The 21,304-nt window shown below is 71.9% G+C and carries 18 protein-coding genes; 10 read left to right on the top strand and 8 right to left on the bottom strand.

The window, feature by feature from the left end; genetic code table 11:
* Nucleotides 1-129: 129 nt before the first annotated feature.
* Together ACQHII_RS07575 and ACQHII_RS07570 are read left to right on the top strand one after the other, a co-directional pair.
* Nucleotides 130-420 (top strand): hypothetical protein, encoded by a 291-nt coding sequence (locus ACQHII_RS07575; protein WP_427918518.1) that lies wholly within the window; start codon nucleotides 130-132, stop codon nucleotides 418-420.
* Between the two features lie 169 nt (nucleotides 421-589).
* The gene (locus ACQHII_RS07570; RefSeq protein WP_427918517.1) at nucleotides 590-1,654 is read left to right on the top strand and encodes an NAD(+)/NADH kinase; all 1,065 of its coding nucleotides are present in this window, start codon (nucleotides 590-592) and stop codon (nucleotides 1,652-1,654) included.
* Between the two features lie 35 nt (nucleotides 1,655-1,689).
* Here the strand turns inward: ACQHII_RS07570 and ACQHII_RS07565 are convergent, their stop codons facing one another.
* Together ACQHII_RS07565 and ACQHII_RS07560 are read right to left on the bottom strand one after the other, a co-directional pair.
* Nucleotides 1,690-3,438, bottom strand: a complete 1,749-nt coding sequence (locus tag ACQHII_RS07565; protein ID WP_427918516.1) for a sensor histidine kinase — start codon at nucleotides 3,436-3,438, stop codon at nucleotides 1,690-1,692.
* Nucleotides 3,439-3,487: 49 nt separating this feature from the next.
* A complete protein-coding gene (locus ACQHII_RS07560; protein ID WP_427918515.1) occupies nucleotides 3,488-4,186 on the bottom strand; it encodes a response regulator transcription factor in 699 nt (232 codons plus the stop codon).
* A 91-nt stretch (nucleotides 4,187-4,277) separates the two neighbouring features.
* Here ACQHII_RS07560 and ACQHII_RS07555 point away from each other — a divergent pair, with 91 nt between their 5' ends.
* From ACQHII_RS07555 to ACQHII_RS07530, 6 genes are all read left to right on the top strand, one after another.
* The gene (locus tag ACQHII_RS07555) at nucleotides 4,278-4,868 is read left to right on the top strand and encodes a hypothetical protein (RefSeq protein WP_427918514.1); all 591 of its coding nucleotides are present in this window, start codon (nucleotides 4,278-4,280) and stop codon (nucleotides 4,866-4,868) included.
* Nucleotides 4,865-6,106 carry a hypothetical protein gene (locus tag ACQHII_RS07550; RefSeq protein ID WP_427918513.1) on the top strand — a complete coding sequence of 414 codons (1,242 nt, stop codon included), beginning with the start codon at nucleotides 4,865-4,867 and terminating at the stop codon, nucleotides 6,104-6,106. Before ACQHII_RS07555 ends, ACQHII_RS07550 begins: the two co-directional genes overlap by 4 nt.
* Nucleotides 6,107-6,141: 35 nt before the next feature.
* The gene (locus ACQHII_RS07545) at nucleotides 6,142-6,918 is read left to right on the top strand and encodes an ABC transporter ATP-binding protein (protein ID WP_427925249.1); all 777 of its coding nucleotides are present in this window, start codon (nucleotides 6,142-6,144) and stop codon (nucleotides 6,916-6,918) included.
* Nucleotides 6,915-8,156: an ABC transporter permease gene (locus ACQHII_RS07540; protein ID WP_427918512.1), complete on the top strand. Its 1,242-nt coding sequence runs from the start codon at nucleotides 6,915-6,917 to the stop codon at nucleotides 8,154-8,156. The genes ACQHII_RS07545 and ACQHII_RS07540 overlap by 4 nt, the downstream gene beginning before the upstream one ends.
* 171 nt (nucleotides 8,157-8,327) lie before the next feature.
* Nucleotides 8,328-10,382 (top strand): phosphocholine-specific phospholipase C, encoded by a 2,055-nt coding sequence (locus tag ACQHII_RS07535; RefSeq protein ID WP_427918511.1) that lies wholly within the window; start codon nucleotides 8,328-8,330, stop codon nucleotides 10,380-10,382.
* Between the two features lie 52 nt (nucleotides 10,383-10,434).
* Nucleotides 10,435-11,253 carry a phospholipid scramblase-related protein gene (locus ACQHII_RS07530; protein WP_427918510.1) on the top strand — a complete coding sequence of 273 codons (819 nt, stop codon included), beginning with the start codon at nucleotides 10,435-10,437 and terminating at the stop codon, nucleotides 11,251-11,253.
* 6 nt (nucleotides 11,254-11,259) lie between these two features.
* Here the strand turns inward: ACQHII_RS07530 and ACQHII_RS07525 are convergent, their stop codons facing one another.
* Together ACQHII_RS07525 and ACQHII_RS07520 are read right to left on the bottom strand one after the other, a co-directional pair.
* Nucleotides 11,260-12,225: a hypothetical protein gene (locus tag ACQHII_RS07525; RefSeq protein ID WP_427918509.1), complete on the bottom strand. Its 966-nt coding sequence runs from the start codon at nucleotides 12,223-12,225 to the stop codon at nucleotides 11,260-11,262.
* Nucleotides 12,222-13,019, bottom strand: a complete 798-nt coding sequence (locus tag ACQHII_RS07520; RefSeq protein WP_427918508.1) for a phosphatase PAP2 family protein — start codon at nucleotides 13,017-13,019, stop codon at nucleotides 12,222-12,224. Before ACQHII_RS07520 ends, ACQHII_RS07525 begins: the two co-directional genes overlap by 4 nt.
* A gap of 224 nt (nucleotides 13,020-13,243) precedes the next feature.
* Between ACQHII_RS07520 and ACQHII_RS07515 the strand changes: the two genes are divergently transcribed.
* Nucleotides 13,244-13,867, top strand: coding sequence for a TetR/AcrR family transcriptional regulator C-terminal ligand-binding domain-containing protein (locus ACQHII_RS07515; RefSeq protein ID WP_427918507.1), 624 nt, complete (start codon nucleotides 13,244-13,246; stop codon nucleotides 13,865-13,867).
* A 151-nt stretch (nucleotides 13,868-14,018) separates the two neighbouring features.
* Here ACQHII_RS07515 and ACQHII_RS07510 read toward each other — a convergent pair whose 3' ends face one another.
* Nucleotides 14,019-15,038: a DUF2510 domain-containing protein gene (locus ACQHII_RS07510; protein ID WP_427918506.1), complete on the bottom strand. Its 1,020-nt coding sequence runs from the start codon at nucleotides 15,036-15,038 to the stop codon at nucleotides 14,019-14,021.
* Between the two features lie 331 nt (nucleotides 15,039-15,369).
* Between ACQHII_RS07510 and ACQHII_RS07505 the strand changes: the two genes are divergently transcribed.
* Entirely contained in the window at nucleotides 15,370-18,054 is a 2,685-nt protein-coding gene (locus ACQHII_RS07505) for an ATP-binding protein (RefSeq protein WP_427918505.1), read from the top strand.
* Between the two features lie 193 nt (nucleotides 18,055-18,247).
* Here ACQHII_RS07505 and pcaD read toward each other — a convergent pair whose 3' ends face one another.
* Genes pcaD through pcaG form a run of 3 tightly spaced genes read right to left on the bottom strand, consistent with a single transcriptional unit; the run spans nucleotide 18,248 to nucleotide 21,299 of the window.
* On the bottom strand, nucleotides 18,248-19,366 hold the full coding sequence (gene pcaD / locus ACQHII_RS07500) for a 3-oxoadipate enol-lactonase (protein ID WP_427918504.1): 1,119 nt from the start codon (nucleotides 19,364-19,366) through the stop codon (nucleotides 18,248-18,250).
* Nucleotides 19,363-20,697 (bottom strand): 3-carboxy-cis,cis-muconate cycloisomerase, encoded by a 1,335-nt coding sequence (gene pcaB, locus ACQHII_RS07495; protein WP_427918503.1) that lies wholly within the window; start codon nucleotides 20,695-20,697, stop codon nucleotides 19,363-19,365. Before pcaB ends, pcaD begins: the two co-directional genes overlap by 4 nt.
* Nucleotides 20,694-21,299, bottom strand: a complete 606-nt coding sequence (gene pcaG / locus ACQHII_RS07490; RefSeq protein ID WP_427918502.1) for a protocatechuate 3,4-dioxygenase subunit alpha — start codon at nucleotides 21,297-21,299, stop codon at nucleotides 20,694-20,696. The genes pcaB and pcaG overlap by 4 nt, the downstream gene beginning before the upstream one ends.
* Between the last annotated feature and the right edge of the window lie 5 nt (nucleotides 21,300-21,304).

The following is a 21,304-nucleotide window of genomic DNA, read 5'->3' as shown; positions in this document are numbered from 1 at the left end:
AGAGACTCAAGGCCTGCTCACTCGTCGTCCTGCGCCGTCAGGGCGAAGGCCGGCAGGGCCGTCGTGGCGAAGTCGAGCAAGGGTTCCACCGTCTGCCAGGCGCCCACGTCGTCCATGTACCGCGAACCCTTGCCGCCGAAATCGCTCCAGGCTCCTGATGGCGGACCGGCGGTGCACTTCTTCATGGTCGGGAAGCCGTTCAAGTCGGTGGGTCCGTCCAAGTCCCAGGAGGGCGGCAAGCACCTCAGGCACCCGGACGTCGGCGATCTGCACATCGCGTTCGCCACGTTCACGGTCAACGGCGCTCCGCACCAGCAGCTCGTCGTCTATCAGGCCGAACCCGCGAGCCCGACCGCGGCGGCCTTCGAGACACTGCGGGCGCTGGGTGCCGAGCCCAGGTCGAGGATGCCGATCCGTTGAGTCTTGGGTGCGGGCCGGTGGGGGCTGGTCGCGCCCACGCGGCGGAGCCGCATGTCGATACAGCCCCGCGCCCCTTCAGGGCGCCACGCCGCGCGGCGGAGCCTGCTGGCAGTACCTTGCCGACGAACTCTGCATCGCTGACGCCCGATCCCACTGCACGGAGGACCCCATGCCCGTACGTCGTATCGGTCTCGTCGTCCATCAGGGACGGTCCACCGCCCGGGACGCGGCGCGTGACGTGCACGCGTGGAGCGAGGCGCACGGCGTCCGCTGCACGGAGATCGACGTGTGGGCCAAGGACCAGCACCGTCGCGCCGGACGCGAGGAGTCCGAGGCCGCGGGCAGCCCCGACCTCGTCGTCACCCTCGGCGGCGACGGCACCTTCCTGCGCGGGGCCCGGATCGCCGTCAGGAGCGGGGCCGACGTCCTCGGCGTCGACCTCGGCAAGGTCGGCTTCCTCACCGAGGTGCCGGCCTGCGACATCGGCGACGCGCTCGACGCCGTGCACGAGGGACGGGCCATCGTGGAGGAACGCATGACACTGACCATGCGCGCCTCCCGCCCCCTGGACATCCCCGAGGAGATGGAGGCCCTGCTGCGCTACGGCCGCGGTCCGATGCTGCCGCCGCCGCAGGTCAGGCCCGAGACCACGGAGGGCGGCGGCTGGGGCTGCGCGCTGGACGTCACCGCCCTCAACGACGTGGTCCTGGAGAAACTAGCCCGCGACCGGCAGGTCAGCGTCGGCGTCTACCTGGCCGGCGGGCTGCTGGCGAGCTACTCGGCCGACGCCCTGGCCGTCGCCACCCCCACCGGGTCCACGGCCTACAGCTTCGCCGCCGGCGGACCCGTCCTCTCACCGCACATGGACGCTCTCGTCTTCACGCCCATCGCCCCGCACATGACCTTCGACCGCAGCGTCGTCGCCGCCCCCGACGAACCCGTGGGCCTGCGGGTGCTGCCCCACTCCGGACAGGCCGCCGTCAGCGTCGACGGCCAACTCCGCGGCGTCCTGGACCCCGGCGACTGGATCGGCGTCTTCCGCGCCCCGCAGCGCGTCCGCCTGATCCGGCTGCGCCCCACCGACTTCTACGGCAGGCTGCGCGACCGGTTCCGGCTCACCGACGCCCCCGCCACCGCCCTGGACGGCCCCGCGGCCCCCTTCTTCCGCCCCGACACCCCGGTCCCGCCGGACCTCGCCGGACTGCGCCTGCCACCCCCGTCCGCCGCTCGCTGAGGGTCGTAGGGGAAAAGGGTTCGTGAACCAGGGGCTCACACCGGCAGGCGGACGGTGAAGACCGTGCCGGCGCCGACCGTGCTGGCCACCGTCACCGTCCCGCCGTGCGCCTCCGTCAGGCGGCGGACGATGGCCAGCCCGAGGCCGCTGCCGCCGGTGCGGCGGTTGCGGGACTTCTCGGCGCGCCAGAAGCGGTCGAAGACGCGCGGCAGGTCCTCGGCCGGGATGCCGGTACCGGTGTCGGCGACCTCGATCGCCACCTGGTCCCCGGTCCGGCGGGCCCGCAGGGTGACTGTGCCGCCGGACGGGGTGTGCCGTAGCGCGTTGGACACCAGGTTGCCGACCACCTGCCGCAGCCGTACGGGATCGCCCGACAGCTCGGGGTCGCCGTCGACGCGGGTGGTGAGGGAGACGCCCGCGGTGTCGGCGCGGGCCTGGTGGGCGGTGGCGACCTGGTCGAGGAGGTCGCGGACGCGCAGCGGTTCGGGGTGGACGCGCAGCTGGCCCGCGTCGGCCTCGGCGAGGTCCTGGAGGTCGTCGACGATGTGCTGGAGCAGCAGCGCCTCTTCCAGCAGGGAGTCGACGAGGGCCTGGTCGGAGGTGGCGATGCCGTCCTGGACGGCCTCCAGCCAGCCGCGGATGGTGCTCAGCGGGGTGCGCAGTTCATGGGCGACATCGCTGACCATCGCCTTGCGCCGGCCCTCGACGCGTTCGCGGCGCTGGGCGAGGTCGTTGAACGCGGCGGCGAGATAGCCGATCTCGTCGTTGGTCGTCACCGGCACCCGCTGGTGTTCCTGCACCGGCCGGCGGGCCGCGTCGGCCAGCGCGCGCAGCGGCCGCACCAGCCGGGTGCCGACCACGACGGTGACGGCCACGGTGACCAGCAGTACCAGACCCGCGACCCCGGCGAGACGGGCGGTGTTGGCGGAGGTGAAGCGGAAGCCGGGGGCTGCGGTCGAACCGGCCGGGGTGGTGACGTAGAGCAGCGCGGCCGGTGCCACATAGGGGGTGAGCTGGTCGCGACGGGCGGTGTCGACACAGGACTGGGCGGCTGCGGTGTCGCCCGACACGCTGAGGACGAAGTCGAGACCGACCTTCACGGGCTGCTGGTTCCGCTGCGCCAGACAGTCGTTGACCATGCTGTTGAGCCGGGTGAGCGGCCCGATCTCGGACCGGACGGGGGCGGAGAGCTGGTCGGCGCCGCAGCCGTACTCCTTGTCGGTCCCGCCCAGCATGCCGTCCGGGAACCTGAGGGAGGTTCGGCCGCTCGGCGCCTCGACGAGGGTGCCGACGCCACTGGGGCCTCCCATGCAGTAGCGGATCTTCTCCGCCATGATGTGCAGGGACTTCCGCTCGGCCGCGGTCAGCCGGTAAGGGCCGACGGCGCGCGGGTCGATACGGTCCGCCGCGGTGCCGGGCAGCAGGGCCGCGTCGGTGTGCAGGGGGTCGACGACCGCCGACGCCCTGGTGGGGAGGGCGGCGACCGAGACGGCCGAGGTGGCGAGCGGGCGGTGGCCCTGTGTGGTCAGGGTGATCCGGCGTCCGGTGCGCTCGGCGAGCCGGCGCAGGGCGGGGGAGACGCCGGTCCAGTCGCGGTGTGTGGCCGCGTAGCCGACGAGAGTGTCGTAGATCTGCGTGTCGGAGGACAGGAGTTGGCCCTGTTCCTGCTGGATGGCGCTGCTCGTGGTGCGCGCCGCCAGCCAGGTGGTGGCCGCGACGGAACAGACGGCGATCAGTACGGAGGTGGCCAGCAGACGGACCAACAGGCTTCTGCGCAGGGGCACTTTGGCCCGGACCCGGGTTCTGGGCCTCCCCTCGCCGCCGCTCTCCGTCTCAGTGCGCACGGCTGCCGTCGACGAGTTTGTAGCCGACGCCGTACACGGTCTGCAGATAGGCGGGTTGGCGGGGGACCGCCTCTATCTTCTTGCGCAGGTTCAGGATGTGTACGTCGATGGTCCGTTCGGTGATGTAGCGGTCGAACCCCCTTGTCAGGGCGAGGAGTTGGCGGCGGGTGAAGACCCGTTCCGGTTCGGCGGCCATCGCCGCGAGGATCTCGAACTCCCCGGGTGTGCACACCACTTCGCGCCCGTTGAGGTCGACGGTACGGCGGACCGGGTCGACGGCGAGAGCGCCGATCCGGATCACCGGATCGTCCACGGAGAGGGGAGCCCGGGTGCGCCGCAGCAGGGTGCGGATGCGGGCCATCAGCTCGCGCGGGCTGTACGGCTTCGTCATGTAGTCGTCGGCGCCGAGATCGAGGCCGAGCAGCAGATCCTCCTCGGTGCTGCGCGCGGTCAGCATCAGCACGGGCACCTCGCACTCCCGGCGCAGCACCCGGCACACGTCCAGGCCGTCGACGAGCGGCATCATGACGTCGAGGACGAGGAGGTCCGGCTGGCGGCGCCGTACCTCGTCGATCGCCGCGCGCCCGTCGTGGACGACCAGGGCGGAGTGGCCCTCGCGGTCCAGGTAACGGCGGATCACCTCGGCCTGTTTGACGTCGTCCTCGGCCACCAGGACATATGCGTTCACGCCGCTCACCCTAAGGTCGCCGCCGCGACATCAGACAGAAGTCTGACGGTGGCCTGACAGGATCTTCATAAGCTCCGGCCACGGTGCCGTCATGGCGAAACTGACTCATCGAAGGCGCTCCGCCGCGGTGGCAGGCGTGGTCGCGACAGCCGCGCTGGCCTTCCTGTCCGCCTGCGGCGGAGGTTCGGGCGGGGACGGGAAGCCGGTGGCCGCGGACAAGGGCGTCGCCTCCATCGAGACGCCGAAGGCGAGTGCTGCGACGGCGTCGGAGAGCGCCGCCGCCGAGTCGGGCCGGCCCCAGCTGCGGCTGGACACCTCCGAGGCGGAGCAGACCCGGCTGACCGGCGTCTACTTGGACTGCCTGCGCGACCACGGTGCCCCGGGCGGCTACAAGCCGGGTTCGAAGCAGTGGTACCCCGGAGGCGGCTCCGACCGGACCACCTCCGCCGCGCGCAAGGCCTGTCTTCCGAAACTCCCGCTCCAGCCACCGGAGTTGGACCCGGCGAAGAACCCGCGCTACATGGACGACTTCCGCACCTACATCCGGTGCCTCAACGACGGCGGCCTGAAGGTCAAGGGTCTGTCCGACGGCTCCGGCTGGAACTACGAGGGCCGCCCCACCCTGACCGAGGCCCAGCAGGGGACGCTCGACCACGACTGCCGGCTGAAGGCCTACAAGTGACGACGACCAGCGACGACGACACCCGCCCCCGGCGCGGCAGGCGCCGCCTCACGATCGGGGCCGTGGCCCTGGCCGGCGTCACGGCGACCGCGCTCGGCGTCACCGTGTGGCAGGACGGCGACGCGAAACCGAGCACGACGGCCGCCGACTCGGCCCGGGTCGGCACCGCGACGGTGACGAGGACCGACCTCTCCAACGCCCAGACCCTCAGCGGAACCCTCGGCTACAGCAGGGCGGCCCCGGTCAAGGGCGCCAGGCCCGGACTGGTCACCTGGCTCCCCGCCCCCGGAGCCACGGTCTCCCGCGGCCGCACCCTGTACAAGGTGGACAACGTCCCCGTGCCGGTGTTCTACGGCGGCACCCCCCTCTACCGCACCCTGAACGCGCGGGGCACCACCGGGCCCGACGTCCGGGTGGTAGCCGACAACCTCAAGAAGCTCGGCTACGACATCGGGGTCCAGCCGGGGGCGGGGACCTGGGTCACTCAGCACCCGGCCGACACCGGCACGTCCGGCGGCACATCGGACGGTACGGCCGCTCCCTCGGCGAGTGCCGCACCCAGTCCCGCCCCCACGCCCACCGCGACCTCGGTCGAGGTCAAGGAGGGCGACGGAGTGCTCACCGCCGACCTGATCGCCGCGATCCGGCGCTGGCAGGCCCATGCCGGGATGCCCGCCACCGGAGTGCTCGGCATCGGGGACGTGACCGTGCAGCCCGGCGAGGTGCGGGTCGGCGCGGTGCAGGCGCAGAGCGGCGACGACGCCACCGGGTCCCTGCTGACGGTGAGTTCGACCGTCAAGAAGGTGTCCGTGCCGGTCGACGCGACCCAGGTCGGCACGATGTCCCGGGGCGACCGGGTCACGGTGACCCTGCCGGACAACTCCACCGTCAAAGGCACGATCGACGTGGTCGGTTCCGCCGCCTCCGCCGACAACTCCCAGGGCGACACCGGCGGTTCGGCCCCCGTGCAGCTCACGGTCACCGTCTCGGTGCCCGACACCGGGGCGGTCCGGAAGCTGACCTCCGCTCCGGTGCAGGTGGCGTTCACCTCGGAGAGCCACAAGGGTGTGCTCGCCGTACCGGTCGGCGCGCTGCTGGCGCTGAGCGAGGGCGGCTACGCCGTCCAGCTGCCCGGCGGCCGGCTGCTCGCGGTGAGGACCGGCATGTTCGCCAAGGGACTCGTCGAGATCAGCGGCGCCGGTGTCACGGCCGGAATGAAGGTGGAGACGACCTCGTGAAGAGCCGACCGGTGCTGGCCGTGATCGACGCGGGCATGGAGTATCCAGGCGGGGTGAAGGCCCTGGACGGTGTCTCGCTCGCCATCGAGGAGGGCGAACTCCTCGCCATCGTCGGCCCGTCCGGGTCCGGCAAGTCGACCCTGCTGAACATCATGGGCACCCTGGACCGGCCGACCAGCGGCACCGTGGAGATCGGCGGCCACGACGTGGCCACCCTCTCCGACCGCAGGCTGTCCGCGCTGCGCGGACGCCAACTCGGCTTCGTGTTCCAGCAGTTCCACCTCACCGACGGACTAACCGCTGCCGAGAACGTCGCAACAGGCCTGCTCTACGCGGGAGTTCCGCGCCGGCAGCGCGCTCCGCTGGCCCGGGAGGCGCTGGCCCGGGTGGGCCTCGCGCGCCGTGCCGGGCATCTGCCGAGCCGGCTCTCCGGCGGTGAACGCCAACGGGTCGCCATAGCGCGGGCGTTGGTCAACCGCCCGGCCCTGGTCCTCGCGGACGAACCCACCGGCGCCCTCGACACCGCTAACGGCCGTGCCGTACTGGACCTGTTGACCACCCTGAACGACGAGGGCACCACCATCGCGATCATCACCCACGACCGGGACATCGCCGCACGGCTGCCCCGCAGGGTGGAGATCATCGACGGTCGGCTGGTCGCAGACGTCCGTGACGGTGGGCTCGTCGCCGACGTCCGTGGCGCGAACGTGGGAGAGGACACCCAGGCCGTCGACATGGCCGAACTCACCGACGACACCCTCGCCATCCGCACGGACACCTTCACCGACCTCCATGGGGAACGCCGGTCATGACCACCACCGCACCGAAGCCGACCGCCACCCCGGCCGTCGCCGACACCAGGCCGGTACGGCTGGCCCCGCTGGACGTCCTGCGCCTGGGGCTGCTCGGCATCCACACCCGCCGGATGCGGGCGGCGCTGTCCGCGCTGGGCATCTCGATCGGAATCGCCACGATGATCGTGGTGACCGGGATCCCGGCGTCCAGCCAGAAGGCGCTGATGAGCCGGCTCTCCGCGCTGGGCACCAACATGCTCCAGGCGGTCCCCGTGCCCAACCAGACCCCGCCGGTCGAACTCCCGCCCCAGTCCGTGGACATGGTCCGCCGGATCGGCCCCGTCACCGTGGCCAGCGCGGTCGCCAACACCCACGCGGAGGTGTTCCGCAACGACCGCGTCGACGCCGACGACTACGCGGGGTTGGCCGTCCTGGCCGGCAGGACGAACCTGCTCACGGCGATCAACGCCCAGGTCCAGTCCGGGCGTTACCTCAGCGCGTCCACCGAGCGGTTCCCCACGGCCGTGCTCGGCTCGGTGGCCGCCACCCGGATGGGCATCGCGAAAGTGGTGCCGGGGCAGCCCGCTCCGCAGATCTATATCAACCACCGCTGGTTCACGGTCATCGGCATCCTCGCGCAGACCCCGCTCTCGCCCGACATCGACCGCGCGGTCCTCGTCGGCTGGGATGCCGCGCGCACCCAACTGGGCTTCACCGGCCACCCGACCGTCATCTACGTCAAGGCCAGGGAGGACGGCATCGACGCCGTCCGCAATGTGCTCGCCCCGACCATCTACCCCGAACTCCCCGGCATGGTGCAGGTCAGCCGCCCCTCCGACGCCCTCGCCGCGAAACGCGCCACGCAGACGACGTTCTCCGCGCTCTTCCTCGGCCTCGCCGGAGTGGCCCTCCTGGTGGGCGGGATCGGGGTGGCCAACACCATGGTCATCTCGGTCCTCGAACGCCGCAGGGAGATCGGACTGCGGCGGGCACTGGGCGCCAACAGGGGCCAGATCCGCGGGCAGTTCCTCACCGAGTCGGTGGCCCTGTCCTGCCTCGGCGGCCTGGCGGGCACGGTCCTCGGTGTCCTGGCGACCGTCGGTTACGCCGCCTACCAGGGCTGGCCGCCGGTGATCCCGCTGCCGGCGGTGGCGGGCGGCTTCGGCGGCGCCGTGCTGATCGGTATGGCCGCAGGTGTCTACCCCTCGGTCAGGGCCTCCCGGCTCACTCCGACGGAAGCCCTCGCGACCGCGTGACGATTCGCTCCCACTCATCCGCTCCCTTTCGTCCGCCCCGCACGTACGGGCGAGTTTCACATGGGCGCCACCAGACCCTTCCCTGACGTTTGTTGCTCTTGGAACACTCGCACCGCGCGCATTTCGCCATGTTCCGGCCGGCCGCGCGTCAGGATGAGAGGTGCCTCACCCATGTCCGAAGTCAACCGGCGTCGCTTTCTGCAACTCGCGGGCGCCACAACGGCGTTCACCGCGCTGTCGAACAGCATCGAGCGGGCCGCCGCACTCCCGGCGAACCACAGTTCCGGAAGCATCGAGGACGTCGAGCACATCGTCGTCCTGATGCAGGAGAACCGGTCCTTCGACCACTACTTCGGTTCGCTCAGAGGTGTCCGGGGCTTCGGCGACCCGCGTCCGGTCGTGACCCGGCAGGACGGCAAACCGGTCTGGTACCAGTCGGACGGCACGAAGGACATCCTCCCGTTCCGCCCCGAGGCGGACGACCTGGGCCTCCAGTTCATCCAGGACCTCCCGCACGGCTGGAACGACGGGCACGCCGCGTTCGACGGCGGCAAGTACGACAAGTGGGTGCCGTCCAAGGGCTCCACGACGATGGCGTACCTGACCCGCGAGGACATCCCGTTCCACTACGCGCTCGCCGATTCCTTCACCATCTGCGACGCGTACCACTGCTCGTTCATCGGCTCCACGGACCCCAACCGCTACTACCTGTGGACGGGTTACACCGGAAACGACGGCCAGGGCGGCGGCCCGGTCCTCGGCAACGACGAGGCCGGCTACAGCTGGACGACGTACCCCGAGCGCCTGGAGAAGGCCGGGGTCTCCTGGAAGATCTACCAGGACGTCGGCGACGGTCTCGACGCGGCCGGCGGCTGGGGCTGGATCCAGGACGCCTACCGGGGCAACTACGGCGACAACTCGCTGCTCTACTTCAAGCAGTTCCAGAATGCCCAGCCCGGCGACCCGCTCTACGACAAGGCCCGCACCGGCACCGACGCCACCAAGGGCGAGGGCTTCTTCGACCAGTTGAAGGCCGACGTCAAGGGCGGCAAGCTGCCGAAGATCTCCTGGGTCGTCGCCCCCGAGGCCTTCACCGAGCACCCCAACTGGCCCGCCAACTACGGTGCCTGGTACGTCTCCCAGGTCCTGGACGCGCTGACCTCCGACCCCAAGGTGTGGGCGAAGACGGCCCTGTTCATCACCTACGACGAGAACGACGGCTTCTTCGACCACCTGGTGCCGCCGTTCGCGCCTGGCTCTGCCGCGCAGGGCAAGTCGACCGTCGACGTGGGCCCCGACCTCTTCGCGGGCAACGCCAGTCACCCCGCCGGTCCCTACGGTCTCGGCCAGCGGGTCCCGATGATCGTCGTCTCGCCCTGGAGCAAGGGTGGTTACGTCTGCTCGGAGACCTTCGACCACACCTCGGTGATCCGCTTCATGGAGCGCCGCTTCGGTGTGCACGAGCCCAACATCTCGCCGTGGCGGCGCGCGATCTGCGGCGACCTGACCACCGCCTTCGACTTCTCCCGCAAGGACGTCAAGAAGGTCCCGCTGCCGGACACCGACGGCTACCAGCCGCCGGACAAGAACCGCCACCCGGACTACGTCCCGACCCCGCCCGCCAACCCCGTGCTGCCGAAGCAGGAGCGCGGACTGCGCCCGGCCCGCCCGCTCAAGTACGCGTCGGTGGTGGACGGTTCGGCGGACACGGCGGCCGGGAAGTTCACGCTCTCCTTCGCCTCCGGCGCCAAGGCCGGCGCCAACTTCCTGGTCACCTCCGCCAACCGCACGGACGGGCCCTGGAGTTACACCACCGAGGCCGGCAAGACCGTCTCGGACACCTGGAACTCGGCGTACTCGAACGGCTCGTACGACCTCACCGTGCACGGCCCGAACGGCTTCCTGCGCGTCTTCAAGGGCCCCGGCAGGAGCGCCGGACCCGAGGTCACCGCCCGCGACTGCGGCGACGACGTCGAGCTGACCTTCACCAACAAGGGCTCCGGCACGGTGCAGTTGAGGGTCGTCAACGGCTACGGCGGCAAGACGCAGACTGTGAAGGTGTGGGCGGGCGCGATCGTCCGGCACACCTTCGACCTGGGCGCGAGCAGGCGGTGGTACGACCTGACGGTCACCTCGGACGGCGACGCGGGCTTCCTGCGGCGATTCGCCGGACATGTCGAGAACGGCCGCCCGGGGGTCAGCGACCCGGCGCTCGGGCGGGTGTGACCGCTGCCGTAGAGCCGGTTGTATTCCGGGGCACTCGCGGTAGTGTGCCCCGGTGACCACGCATTCGAACACACCTGCAGGCTGGTACCCGGATCCGCACGGAGCGCCCCAGACCCTCCGCTACTGGGACGGCGCGAAGTGGACCGAGCACACCAACCCGGACCAGCAGGCGCAGCCGCAGTCCGTGCCCCAGCAGCAGGCGGGGCCGGACCCGCGGGTCCAGCGCCAGGTGCAGCAGCAGGCCGGGGTCGCCGCGGGCGGCCCCGGTGGCGGCAGCCTGTTCAGCGAGCCGGTGCTCGTGGTGAACCAGAAGGCCAAACTGATCGAGCTGACCAACGAGTACAAGGTCATGGATCAGAACGGCAATCTGATAGGCACCGTCACCGAGGTCGGCCAGAGCGCGCTGAAGAAGGCCATACGTTTCGTCTCCAGCCTCGACCAGTTCATGACGCACCGGCTGGAGATCCGGGACGCCCACGGGCAGCCGCAGCTGGTGCTGACCCGGCCCGCGAAGCTCATGAAGTCCCGGGTGATCGTGTCCCGCCCGGACGGTTCGCCGGTGGGCGAGATCGTCCAGCAGAACATGATCGGGAAGATCAACTTCGGGCTGATGGTCAACGGCCAGCAGATCGGCGCGATCAAGGCGGAGAACTGGCGGGCCTGGAACTTCGCGATCGTCGACCACGCGGACAACGAGGTCGCCCGGATCACCAAGACCTGGGAAGGCCTCGCCAAGACGATGTTCACCACCGCGGACAACTACGTCCTGCAGATCCACTACCAGCTGCCCGAGCCGCTGCTGAGCCTGGTGGTGGCGACGGCGCTGACCGTCGACACCGCCCTCAAGCAGGACTCGCGCGGCCTCGGCTGACCCCTCTCAGAGCGCGGTGAGATGCCCCGGCTCGGACCGCCGGTCCGGCTGCCGGGGCATCAACGCCGGTTCCAGGGAGGCCGATTCGGCCTGGAGCGCCAGCACGGCGGCCACGGGATGATCGTGGTCGCCGTACTCGTTCGGCAGTGCCACGACCGGGGTCACCCGGGTCAGCAGCACCACACCCCACGACGCGAGTGCGGCTCCCGCCAGCGCGAGGAGGACGCCGGCCGCGCCGCCCTGGAGGCGTTCGCCGAGCAGGGCCAGGCCGATCGCGGCGGCGGCCAGCGGGTTCGCCAGGGTCACCACCGCGAGCGGGGCGCCCAGGCCGCCCCGGTAGGCGGTCTGCGACAGCAGCAGCCCGCCCGCCGCGAACACCGCGACCAGCAGGGCGACTCCGACCACCTGCATGCTCAGCAGCGGACCCGAGCGGTCCGTCGCCGCGACCGTCACGGTCTGCGTGAGCGCGGAGGCGACACCCGAGGCGACACCGGACGCCGAGGCGTGCCGCAGACCGGGCTTCGCGCCGCGCCGGGCCAGCAGGCCGATCAGCGCGGACGTCGCGCCCGCGACCGCCAACGCCTGGGGAACGGTGAGGACTTGGTCGGGCTGGGGGCCGGACGCCGTGACCAGCAGGGCCGACAGGCCGAGCAGCGTGAGCGCGGTGCCCCGCCATTCGCGCGCGCTGACCCGCCGCCCGGCCACCCGCGCGCCCATCGGCACGGCGGCGACCAGGGTGAGCGCGCCCAGCGGTTGTACGACGGTCAGCGGACCGTACTTGAGGGCCACGACGTGCAGCAGCGCGGCCGACGCGTTCAGGACGACCGTCCACCACCAGGATCCCGTGGCGAGGAGCCGCAGCATGCCCGCGTCGGAGTTGCGGGACGCCAGCCGCTCCTGCGCCACGGCGGCAGCCGCGTAGGCGACGGCCGAGAAGAGGGACAGGACGACGGCGACGAGCGTGGCGTTCATCGGCCGGCTCCGACGAGCACCGGCTGCTTCTCGGGGGCGGGTTCCGGCTGACCGCGGCCTGCCGTGGTCGCCGTGCGGTGCGGCGGGTGGATCAGCGCGAGGGCGATGCCGAGCATGGCGGTCGCGACGATCGCGTCGAGCCAGTAGTGGTTCGCCGTGCCCACGATCACGACCAGGGTGACCAGCGGGTGCAGCAGCCACAGCCAGCGCCAGCGGGAGCGGGTCGCGACGATCAGGCCGATCGCGACCATCAGGGCCCAGCCGAAGTGCAGCGAGGGCATCGCCGCGAACTGGTTCGAGAGGTGGTCGCTGGTCGGCGGGCCGTACACCGAGGGGCCGTAGACCTTGGCGGTGTCGACCAGGCCCGTCGCGGCCAGCATGCGCGGGGGCGCCAGCGGGAACACGAAGGGCAGGACCAGGGCGGCCGAGGTGAGTGTCGCCAGGACCCGGCGGGCCCAGACGTAGTGCGCGGGGCGCCGCAGGTACAGCCAGACCAGGAAGGCCACGGTGGCCGGGAAGTGGACGGTCGCGTAGAAGGTGTTCGCGAGGTGCACGAGGGTGTCGCTGTGCAGCAGCACCGACTGCACCGAGCCCTCGTTCGGGAGACGCAGGGTCCGCTCCAGGTCCCACACGTGCCGGGCGTTGTGCAGTGCCTCGGTGGTGTGGCCCGTCGCCAGCTGGCGGCCGAACTTGTAGACGAGGAAGAGCCCTGCGACGAGCAGGAGCTCACGGACGAGCGGGGGCCGCGCTATCGCGCTGGTCCCCGGCTCTGCAGGCTCGGTGCGGGCATTCATCCCCCGGCCCCTTCGCTGACGGTGGTGCGTGTGGTGGTGCTGGCAGGGCTTGTGACCCTTCCGGCGGCCCGAACTCATCGGTACGAGTCCGTTCCGATACGCCAGTGTACCGATACGAGATGGTACCGATACGGTGGAGTACCGGTACACTGGCGTATCGATAGCGAAACGAGACACACTGGAGAGCGGACGCCGGGTCCGCGGGCCGAGTGAGGAGAAGAGCCATGACGTCGCAGGCTGAGGACGCACCGGACACGGTCGCCGCCTCGCGCCGCTCCAAGATCACGCCCGAGCGTGAGCGGGAGTTCTTCGACGCCGTGCTCGACCAGATAAGAGAATGCGGCTACGACTCCGTCAGCATGGAGGGCGTCGCCAGCAGCACCCGGTGCAGCAAGTCCACGCTGTACCGGCAGTGGGGGACCAAGCCCCAGTTCGTTGCCGCCGCGCTGCGCGCCAACCGTCGGGCGCACTTCACCGGCATCGACACCGGCTCCCTCGCGGAGGACCTGCGCCAGGCCGCGCGGGCAGCGGGCGCCTGGTCGGCGAAGGACACCAAACTGGTCGCGGCCCTCGGCCACGCCGTCACCCAGGACAGCGAACTGGCCCAGGCACTGCGTGAGGCGCTCGTCCACCCCGAGATCACCGCGCTGGAGGACATCCTGCGCCGCGGTGTGGAACGCGGCGAGATCCGGTCCGACCACCCGGCGCTGCCGTACGTCCCCGCCCAGATCTTCGGCGTCCTGCGGGCCCGCCCCGTCCTGGAGGGCTGCTACGCCGACCCCGACTACCTCGTGCGATTCGTGGAGGCCGCGGTGCTGCCCGCACTGGGCCTGTCCGGGTCGCCCTGAGAATCAGGCCGCCGTCCATGGGATGACTGGACGGTGACCTGGCCGCGCCGCACCGTGGGGACGGGGGCGGCGCGCACCCCCCGGCCGGGTGGGGTTCCTCTTGAGCGGAGAGGCGCCCCACCCGGCCGACTGTGTGCCGGGGGGAACGGGATCAGATCGTCTGCCCGTCGCCGCCGCCCGAGGCGACCTTGATGCCCGCGGTGATCTCGTCGATCACGGACTCCTTCTGACCGACGTCGACGCCGAACCGGACCACGACCATCTGGCCGGTGCTCGCGGGCGAGGGGAACGCGAGCGACTCGACATAGCCGTCCGCGCCCTTGCTGGTGACCGCCTTCCAGCGCACCAGGTAGCCCTTCTGCCCGGCCACGGTGACGGCCTTGGAGGCGAGCACCTGGTGCGAGGTGATGCTGCCGTAGGTCGTACCGCCGTAGGACTCCTTGGCGTTGGCGGCGATGTCCGCCTTCGCGACCTCCTCGGCGGTGGTGCCCTTCGTGCCCAGCACCACCGCGGGCGCCGAGTACGCCCCGCCGTTGGTGCAGGTCTGCGCGGTGTTGCCGGGGCACTTGTACGAGGTGTTCGACGTGACCTGCGCGCCGACCTCGATGACCTGGCCGTACCAGTCGGACGGCACGGTGAAGCTGATGCCGTCGAGCGAGTCGGTCACCGTGCCGCCGGCCTCGACCTTCGGCTGCGCGGACTGGCTGGGCGCGGGCGTCGCACCGCCCGTGCCACCGGAACCGCCCGTCCCGCCGGATCCGCCGAAGGGATTGCCCTGCCCGCCCGTGCCGCCCTGTCCCTCGGGGCCGCCCTGGCCGCCGAAACCGCCCTGTCCGTTCGGCGCCTGCTGGTTGCCGGCCTGGTTGCCGTTCCCGCTGCCGTTGCCGGACAGCGCGTAGGCGCCGACACCGATGGCCGTCAGGACCGCGACGGCCACCGCCACGGCTATGCCGGTGCGCAGATTGCGGCGCGGCGCGGCCGGGGGCTGCGCGGGATACGCCGGATACGCCCCGGGGTACGGCGGCTCGGTCGGGGGACCCCATTCGGCGGCCGACCCGGCCGGGCGGGTCCGGTCCGTCCATGCCTTGCCGTCCCACCAGCGCTCGGTGGCGGGACCGTCATTCGTCTGCCCGGGATCGGGGTACCACCCGGGGGGAGTCACCTGCGTCATGTCCCTACCGTATGAGGCGTCGGTGAAAGCGGGATGAGAGGATCCGGCCGCGTCGGCGCCACCGGTCCCGCCGACGATCGCGATCCCGCCCGCCACCTGCCGCGCGGGCCGCGTCCGGCGCCGCCGCCAGGCAGCGCGGCAAGGCTGTTCATGGTGGTGCGAGATCGATCGGAAGTGGCTTTATTTCGACCCCTTCTGACTGTTCGTCACGCCCACGCACCCCGCCGTCACCCGATACGGCAACAGCTGCCCGGACCGCCCTCCGCCGTGGCAGCAGGACGGCTACGCTCGAAGTCTGTACGTCGTTCGGCCTACTCGGGGAGGAATCGGGATGACGGAGGACCGGCCCCCGGAGGCCACCTCGGCCTCCCTGTGGGAGCGCGACGAAGAGGTCGCCGGTGTCGTGGAGGCGATCGACGCCCTGTGCGCGGACCAGTCGTCCTCGGGCAGTCTGCTGGTCGTGCGCGGCGAGGCGGGATTCGGGAAGACCGCGCTGCTGGCGGAGACCCGCCGCATCGCCGAGGAGCGCAACTGCGTGGTCTGGCAGGCCCGCGGCGGCGAGACCCTCAAGTCCGTCCCCTTCAACGTCGTACGGCAGCTGCTCCAGCCCGCCCTGCTCTCGCTGATGCCCGAGGAGGCGCGCGAGTACCTCGGCGACTGGTACGACATCGCGGGCCCCGCCCTCGGCATCGCCGAACCCGGCGAGCGGCAGGCCGACCCGCAGGGCGTGTGCGACGGACTGGTCGCCGCCGTCCGCAGGCTCGCCAAACGCGAGTGGCCCCTCGTCCTGCTGATCGACGACGCCCACTGGGCCGACCAGGAGACCCTGCGCTGGCTCGTTGCCTTCGCCGAACGCCTCGACGACCTGTCCGTCCTCGTCGTGGTCGCCCGCAGGCCCGGCGAGATCCCCGGCGAACGCGGCCGGTACCTGGACGCGATCGCCGCCCTCACCGGCCACCCCGTCGCCCAGTTGAGCGTCCTGACCCCGGCGGCGACGGCCGGCCTCACCCGCGCCACCGTCGGTCCGCACGCCGACGACGCGTTCTGCCGCGAGGTGTGGGCGGTCACCGGCGGCAACCCCTACGAAACCGTCGAACTCCTCGCCAAGGTGCGGGACAGCCAACTCCAACCGGTCGAGGCCTCGGCCGCCGAGCTGCGCGCCCTGAACGCCTCCTCACGCGGTGACGGACTCGTCGCCCGCCTCGACGGCCTCGGCACCGAGGCCACCCGGTTCGCCTGGGCCGCCGCCATCCTCGGCACCGGCATCTCCGTGAAACTGGTCGCCCGCCTCGCCACCATCACCGGTGACGAGGCCGACCGCTGCGCCCAACTGCTGCGCAGCGAACGCATCCTCACCGCCCCCGACCCCGCCGCCTCCCAAGCAGACGTCGGCGAGCTGGAGTTCGCCCACCCGCTGATCGCCAGCGCCGTCTACGACTCCATCCCGGGCGGCTGGCGTACGGCCATGCACGGCATCGCCGCCCAGGTCGTCACCGACTCCGGGCGCGGGGCCGCGGCCGCCTCACGGCACCTCCTCCAGGTACACCCCGAGGAGGACCAGGAACTCGTCGAGCAGCTGCGCGAGGCCGCCAGGGAACACCTCTCCATCGGCGCCCCCGACGCCGCCCGCCGCTGTCTGGAACGCGCCCTGGTGGAGCCGCCGCTCGCCGAGACCCACGCGAGCGTGCTCTACGAACTGGGCTGCGCCACCCTGCTCACCGCGCCCGCCACCACCATCGGCCACATCCAGAGCGCCCTCGCCATGCCCGGCCTCGACGGCCACGCGCGCGTGGACGCCGTCTTCCGGCTGTCCCAGGCGCTGACCCACAACAACCAGCTGGAGGAGGCGGTCCGCACCGTCGAGGCGGAGGCCGCCCGGCACGAACCGGGCACCGCCCGGATGCGGCTCCAGGCCGTGCAGTACATGTGGGAGGGCATCCACGCGGGCGAGGGCACCTCCCCGGGACGCTCCGAGCGGCTCGCCGAACTCGCCGCCACCTGCACCGGCCGCGACAACTCCGAGCGCGCCCTGCTCATCCTGCGCGGCTTCGACGCCATGACCCACGGCGAGAACGCCGAGGAGGTCGTCGAGGTCTGCGACCGCGCCCTCGTCAACGGACGGCTCGCCCCGGGCCTCGGCTGGACCGACACCGAGTGGGGCCTCGAGATCCTCATGATGCTGGCCAGCGCCTACGCCTACACGGACCGCCTGGACCGCGCGGAGAGCCTCTACAACGAAGCCCTGCGCGCCTACGAGACGGCCGGCTGGAGCGGCGGCCACCTCTCCCTCGCGCACGCCTATCTCGGCCTCGGCCTGCGCAGGCGCGGCCGGCTCCGGGAGGCGGAGATCTCGCTGCGCGAGTCCCTGCGGCTGGCCGAGCGGGTCGGCCGCGGACTGCCCCTGTACTGGTCGGCGACCTGCAACCTGGTCGACACGCTGCTCGCCCGCGGCCATGTCGACGAGGCCTGGGCGATCGCCGAACAGTACGGATTCGCACCGCCGTACCCGTCCACCATCGTGCTGCCCGACCCCCGCTGTGTGCGCGGTCGGTTGCTGCTCGCCGTCGGCCGGACCAAGGAGGGCATCAACGAACTGGAGGAGGCCGGGAAGGCCGCGAGCGCACGCAGCCATCACAACCCGGTCCTGGTCCCGTGGGCCGTCGACCTCGCCCGGGCCCTCGCCGTCGAGGACCCGACCCGAGCGGCCCAGCTCGCCTCCGACGCCCGTCGCCGCGCCGAGCGCTTCGGCACGGACACCGCCATCGGCGAGGCCCTGCGCTGCGCCGCCGCGCTGGAGACCGGCCAGCGCGCGGTCCGGCTCGCCGCGCAGGCCGTTGCCTACCTCGAGTCCTCGCCCTGCCAGTACGAGCACGCGGCGGCGCGGGTGGAGTACGGGATCGCCGTGCGGTCGGTGGCGGAGATCAACAAGGGTCTGACGCTGGCGAGTTCGTGCGGCGCGGACGGTTTGGTTGCGCAGGCGCGGGAGGTGCTGGAGACGGGGAGGGGGTTGCGGTGAGTTCTTGTGTGCGTTGAGTCGTTGTTCGGCTGCGGGCCGGTGGGGGCTGGTCGCGCCCCGCGGCGGAGCCGCTGACGGATACAGCCCCGCGCCCCTGAAGACGTGGGGCGGCGCGGGTTCTTAAGGGGCGCGGGGAACTGCGCGACCAGCCACAGCGCACCCGCAGTCGACTCACAACCTCACCCCCACCCCCTCAGTCGCCGTCCTCCTCCAACACCCGCTGAGCCACGGCGAACGCCGAGTTCGCCGCAGGCACCCCGCAATACACCGCACTCTGCAACAACACCGCGCCGATCTCCTCCGCCGTCAGCCCATTGCGCCGAGCCGCACGCACGTGCATCGCCAGTTCGTCGTAGTGCCCGTGCGCAATCAACGCCGTCAGCGTGACCATGCTCCGCTCGCGTCGCGACAACGTCGTGTCGGTCCAGATCTCCCCCCACGCGTACCGCGAGATGAAGTCCTGATAGCGCGCGGTGAACGGCGTCTGCCGGGCCTGCGCCCGGTCCACGTGCTCGTCGCCGAGCACCTCACGCCGCACCGCCATTCCCCGCCTCGCACCTCCGTCGAGGTGCGCGCGCAGCGCCGTGAGGACGGCCTCCGGGCACTGCGCGGGCGCCAGATGCGAGGCCCCCGGGATCTCGACCAGGGCCGCGCCCGACACCGCGTCGGCGATCTCCCGCAGATGTGGCGGCGGGGTCGCCGGATCCTCGCGCCCGGCGATCACCAGCGTGCGCGCGCCGATCTCGGAGAGCCGCGACCGCAGGTCGAACGCGGCCAGCGCGTCACAGCACGCGGCGTAGGCGGCCGGGTCGGCGGCCCGCTGGTCGCCCACCAGCTCCGGCACGGTGAACCCGGGCGTGAACCAACGGGAGTTCGCGTTCTCGGCCAGCCAGTCCAGCCCCTCGCTCCGTACCCGCGCGGCCCGTTCCTCCCACGGCTGCGCCCCGTTGAAGTGCGCGGAGGAGCAGATGACGGCGAGCGACGACACCCGCTCCGGGTGGTGCACGGCCAGGTGCAGCCCGACCGCACCGCCCAACGACACGCCCGCGTAGGCGAATTGCCCGATCCCGAGGGAGTCGGCGAGCGCGAGCACCAGATCGGCGAGGTCGCCGACGGTTGCCCCGGGACCGATCAGCCCGGACGCCGAACCACCGTGTCCCGGCAGATCCCAGCGGATCACCCGGTGGGTGATGGACAGCTCGGGCGCGACCTTGTCCCAGAGCGCGTACGACGTACCCAGCGAGGGGCCGAGCAGCAGCGGGGGCCCCGAAGCGGGCCCCTCGGCACGGAAGTTGAGCAGCTTCTCGGTCAACGTCGCTCCAGCGCACGGTCGGTGAGGGCTCCGGCGGAACCCGTGTAGCGGGCGGGGTCGGTGAGTGCGGAGAGGTCGAGGTCCTTCAACTCGGGCTCCTGTGCGAGCAGTTCGGCCAACGGGCGGCCTTCGGCATGGGCAAGCCGCGCGACCTCCGTGAGCAGCTCCTTCGCCCGGGCCCGCCCGAGCAGCGGCGCCAGCTCGGCCGACAGCCGCTCGGAGACGATCAACCCATGGGTGACATCGAGGTGTTCACGCATCACGTCCGGGTGCACCCGCAGCCCCTCCGCCAGTTCGGCGGCGTCACGTGCCGCACCGCCGACCAGTCGCAGCAATGCCCGCAACGGCTCCCACTCGGCGTGCCAGGCCCCGGCCGGCCGCTCGTCCTCGGCGACCAGCGAGCCGTGGAGGACGGCCGCGAGCTGCGGTGCCTGCCGTGCGGCGGCGGCGATCAGTGTGGACCGTACGGGATTCGCCTTGTGCGGCATGGCCGACGAACCCCCGCCGCTGCCCTCCGAGACCTCGGCGATCTCGGTGCGGCCCAGCACGAGCACGTCGGCGGCGAGCTTGCCCAGCGCGCCCGCCGTGAAGGCGAGGCACGCGGCGAGATCGGCGATCGGTGTCCGCAGTGTGTGCCAGGGCAACAGCGGTACGGCCAGGCCGAGTTCAAGCGCGTATGCCTCCGGGAGCGCGAGCGGATCCTCGGTGCCGTACGCCACGAAAGCCGCCAACGTGCCTGCAGCGCCCCCGAGTTGGACGGGCAGCCCGTCCCGCACCACCCGCACCCGGTCCCGCGCGTCGAGCACCAGCGAACGCCACCCGGCCGCCTTCAGCCCGAAGGTCGTCGGAACGGCGTGCTGGGTGAGCGTGCGGCCCGGCAGCGCGGTGTCGCGGTGGGCGGCGGCCAGCCCTGCCAGCGCGACCTCCGTGCGCGTGAGGTCGGCCAGGACCGGGTCCAGGGTGCGGGCGGCGACCAGCATCGTCGCGGTGTCCATGATGTCCTGGCTGGTCGCGCCCCGGTGGACGTAGGGGCCGTACTCCGCGCGGACCGCCTTCGTGAGGTCCGCGACCAGTGGGATCACCGGGTTGCCGCCGCCGCGGGCGCGCTCAGCGAGGGACCGTACGTCGAAGCGGTCCACGTCGGCCGCGGCCGTCACCGCGGTCGCCGCTTCGGCGGGGGCGAGGCCCAGGGCGGCCTGGGCGCGGGTGAGCGCGGCCTCCGCGTCGAGCAGCGCTCCTAGGTACGCGGTGTCGCTGGTCGCGGACGCGGCGGGGGAGCCGGCCCACCCGGGGGCGAGCAGGCCGGTGTCCGACGGGTCGGCAAAAGTCACTGGAACTCCAGGAAGACCGTCTCGCCTTCGCCTTGAAGGCGGATGTCGAAACGGTAGGTGCCCCTGCCCTCGTCCTGGGCGATCAGCGTGTCGCGCCGCGCCGGGTCCAGCCCGGACAGCAGCGGGTCACCCGCGAGCGCGGCCTCGTCGCCCGGGAGGTAGATCCGGGTGAACAGGTGCACCAGCAGCCCGCGCGCGAAGACGCAGGCACTCAGGTATGGAGCGTTCCAACCGCGTGCGCCCGGCCGCAGCGTCCGCGCGTACCAGTGGCCGTTGGCATCGGTCTGGATGCGGCCCCAGCCGGTGAACTCCACGCCGTTGCGGCCGAGATAGCCGCCGCTGGCCGGGTCGCGGCGGATCGAGCCGTCGGTCGTGGACAGGTTGCCGTCGGGGTCCGGGCCCCACAGCTCCACGAACGCGTCCGGCAGCGGATTGCCCTCGCCGTCGTACACGTACCCCTGGACGGTGATCGTGTCCGGGTGGCCGACCGGTGCGATGTCGCCGCCGCCGGGGAACGGGAGCGCGTAGCCGTAGAAGGGGCCGACCGTGTGCGACGGGGTCGGCAGCACGGACTCCGGGCGGCTCGTGTCGATCTTCGTCATGGCGG

The sequence above is a fragment of the Streptomyces sp. cg40 genome, assembly GCF_050320165.1.
GTDB lineage: Bacteria > Actinomycetota > Actinomycetes > Streptomycetales > Streptomycetaceae > Streptomyces > Streptomyces hokutonensis.
The sequence above is the reverse complement of the archived record's forward strand: the minus strand, read 5'-3'. Positions and strand labels throughout refer to the sequence as shown.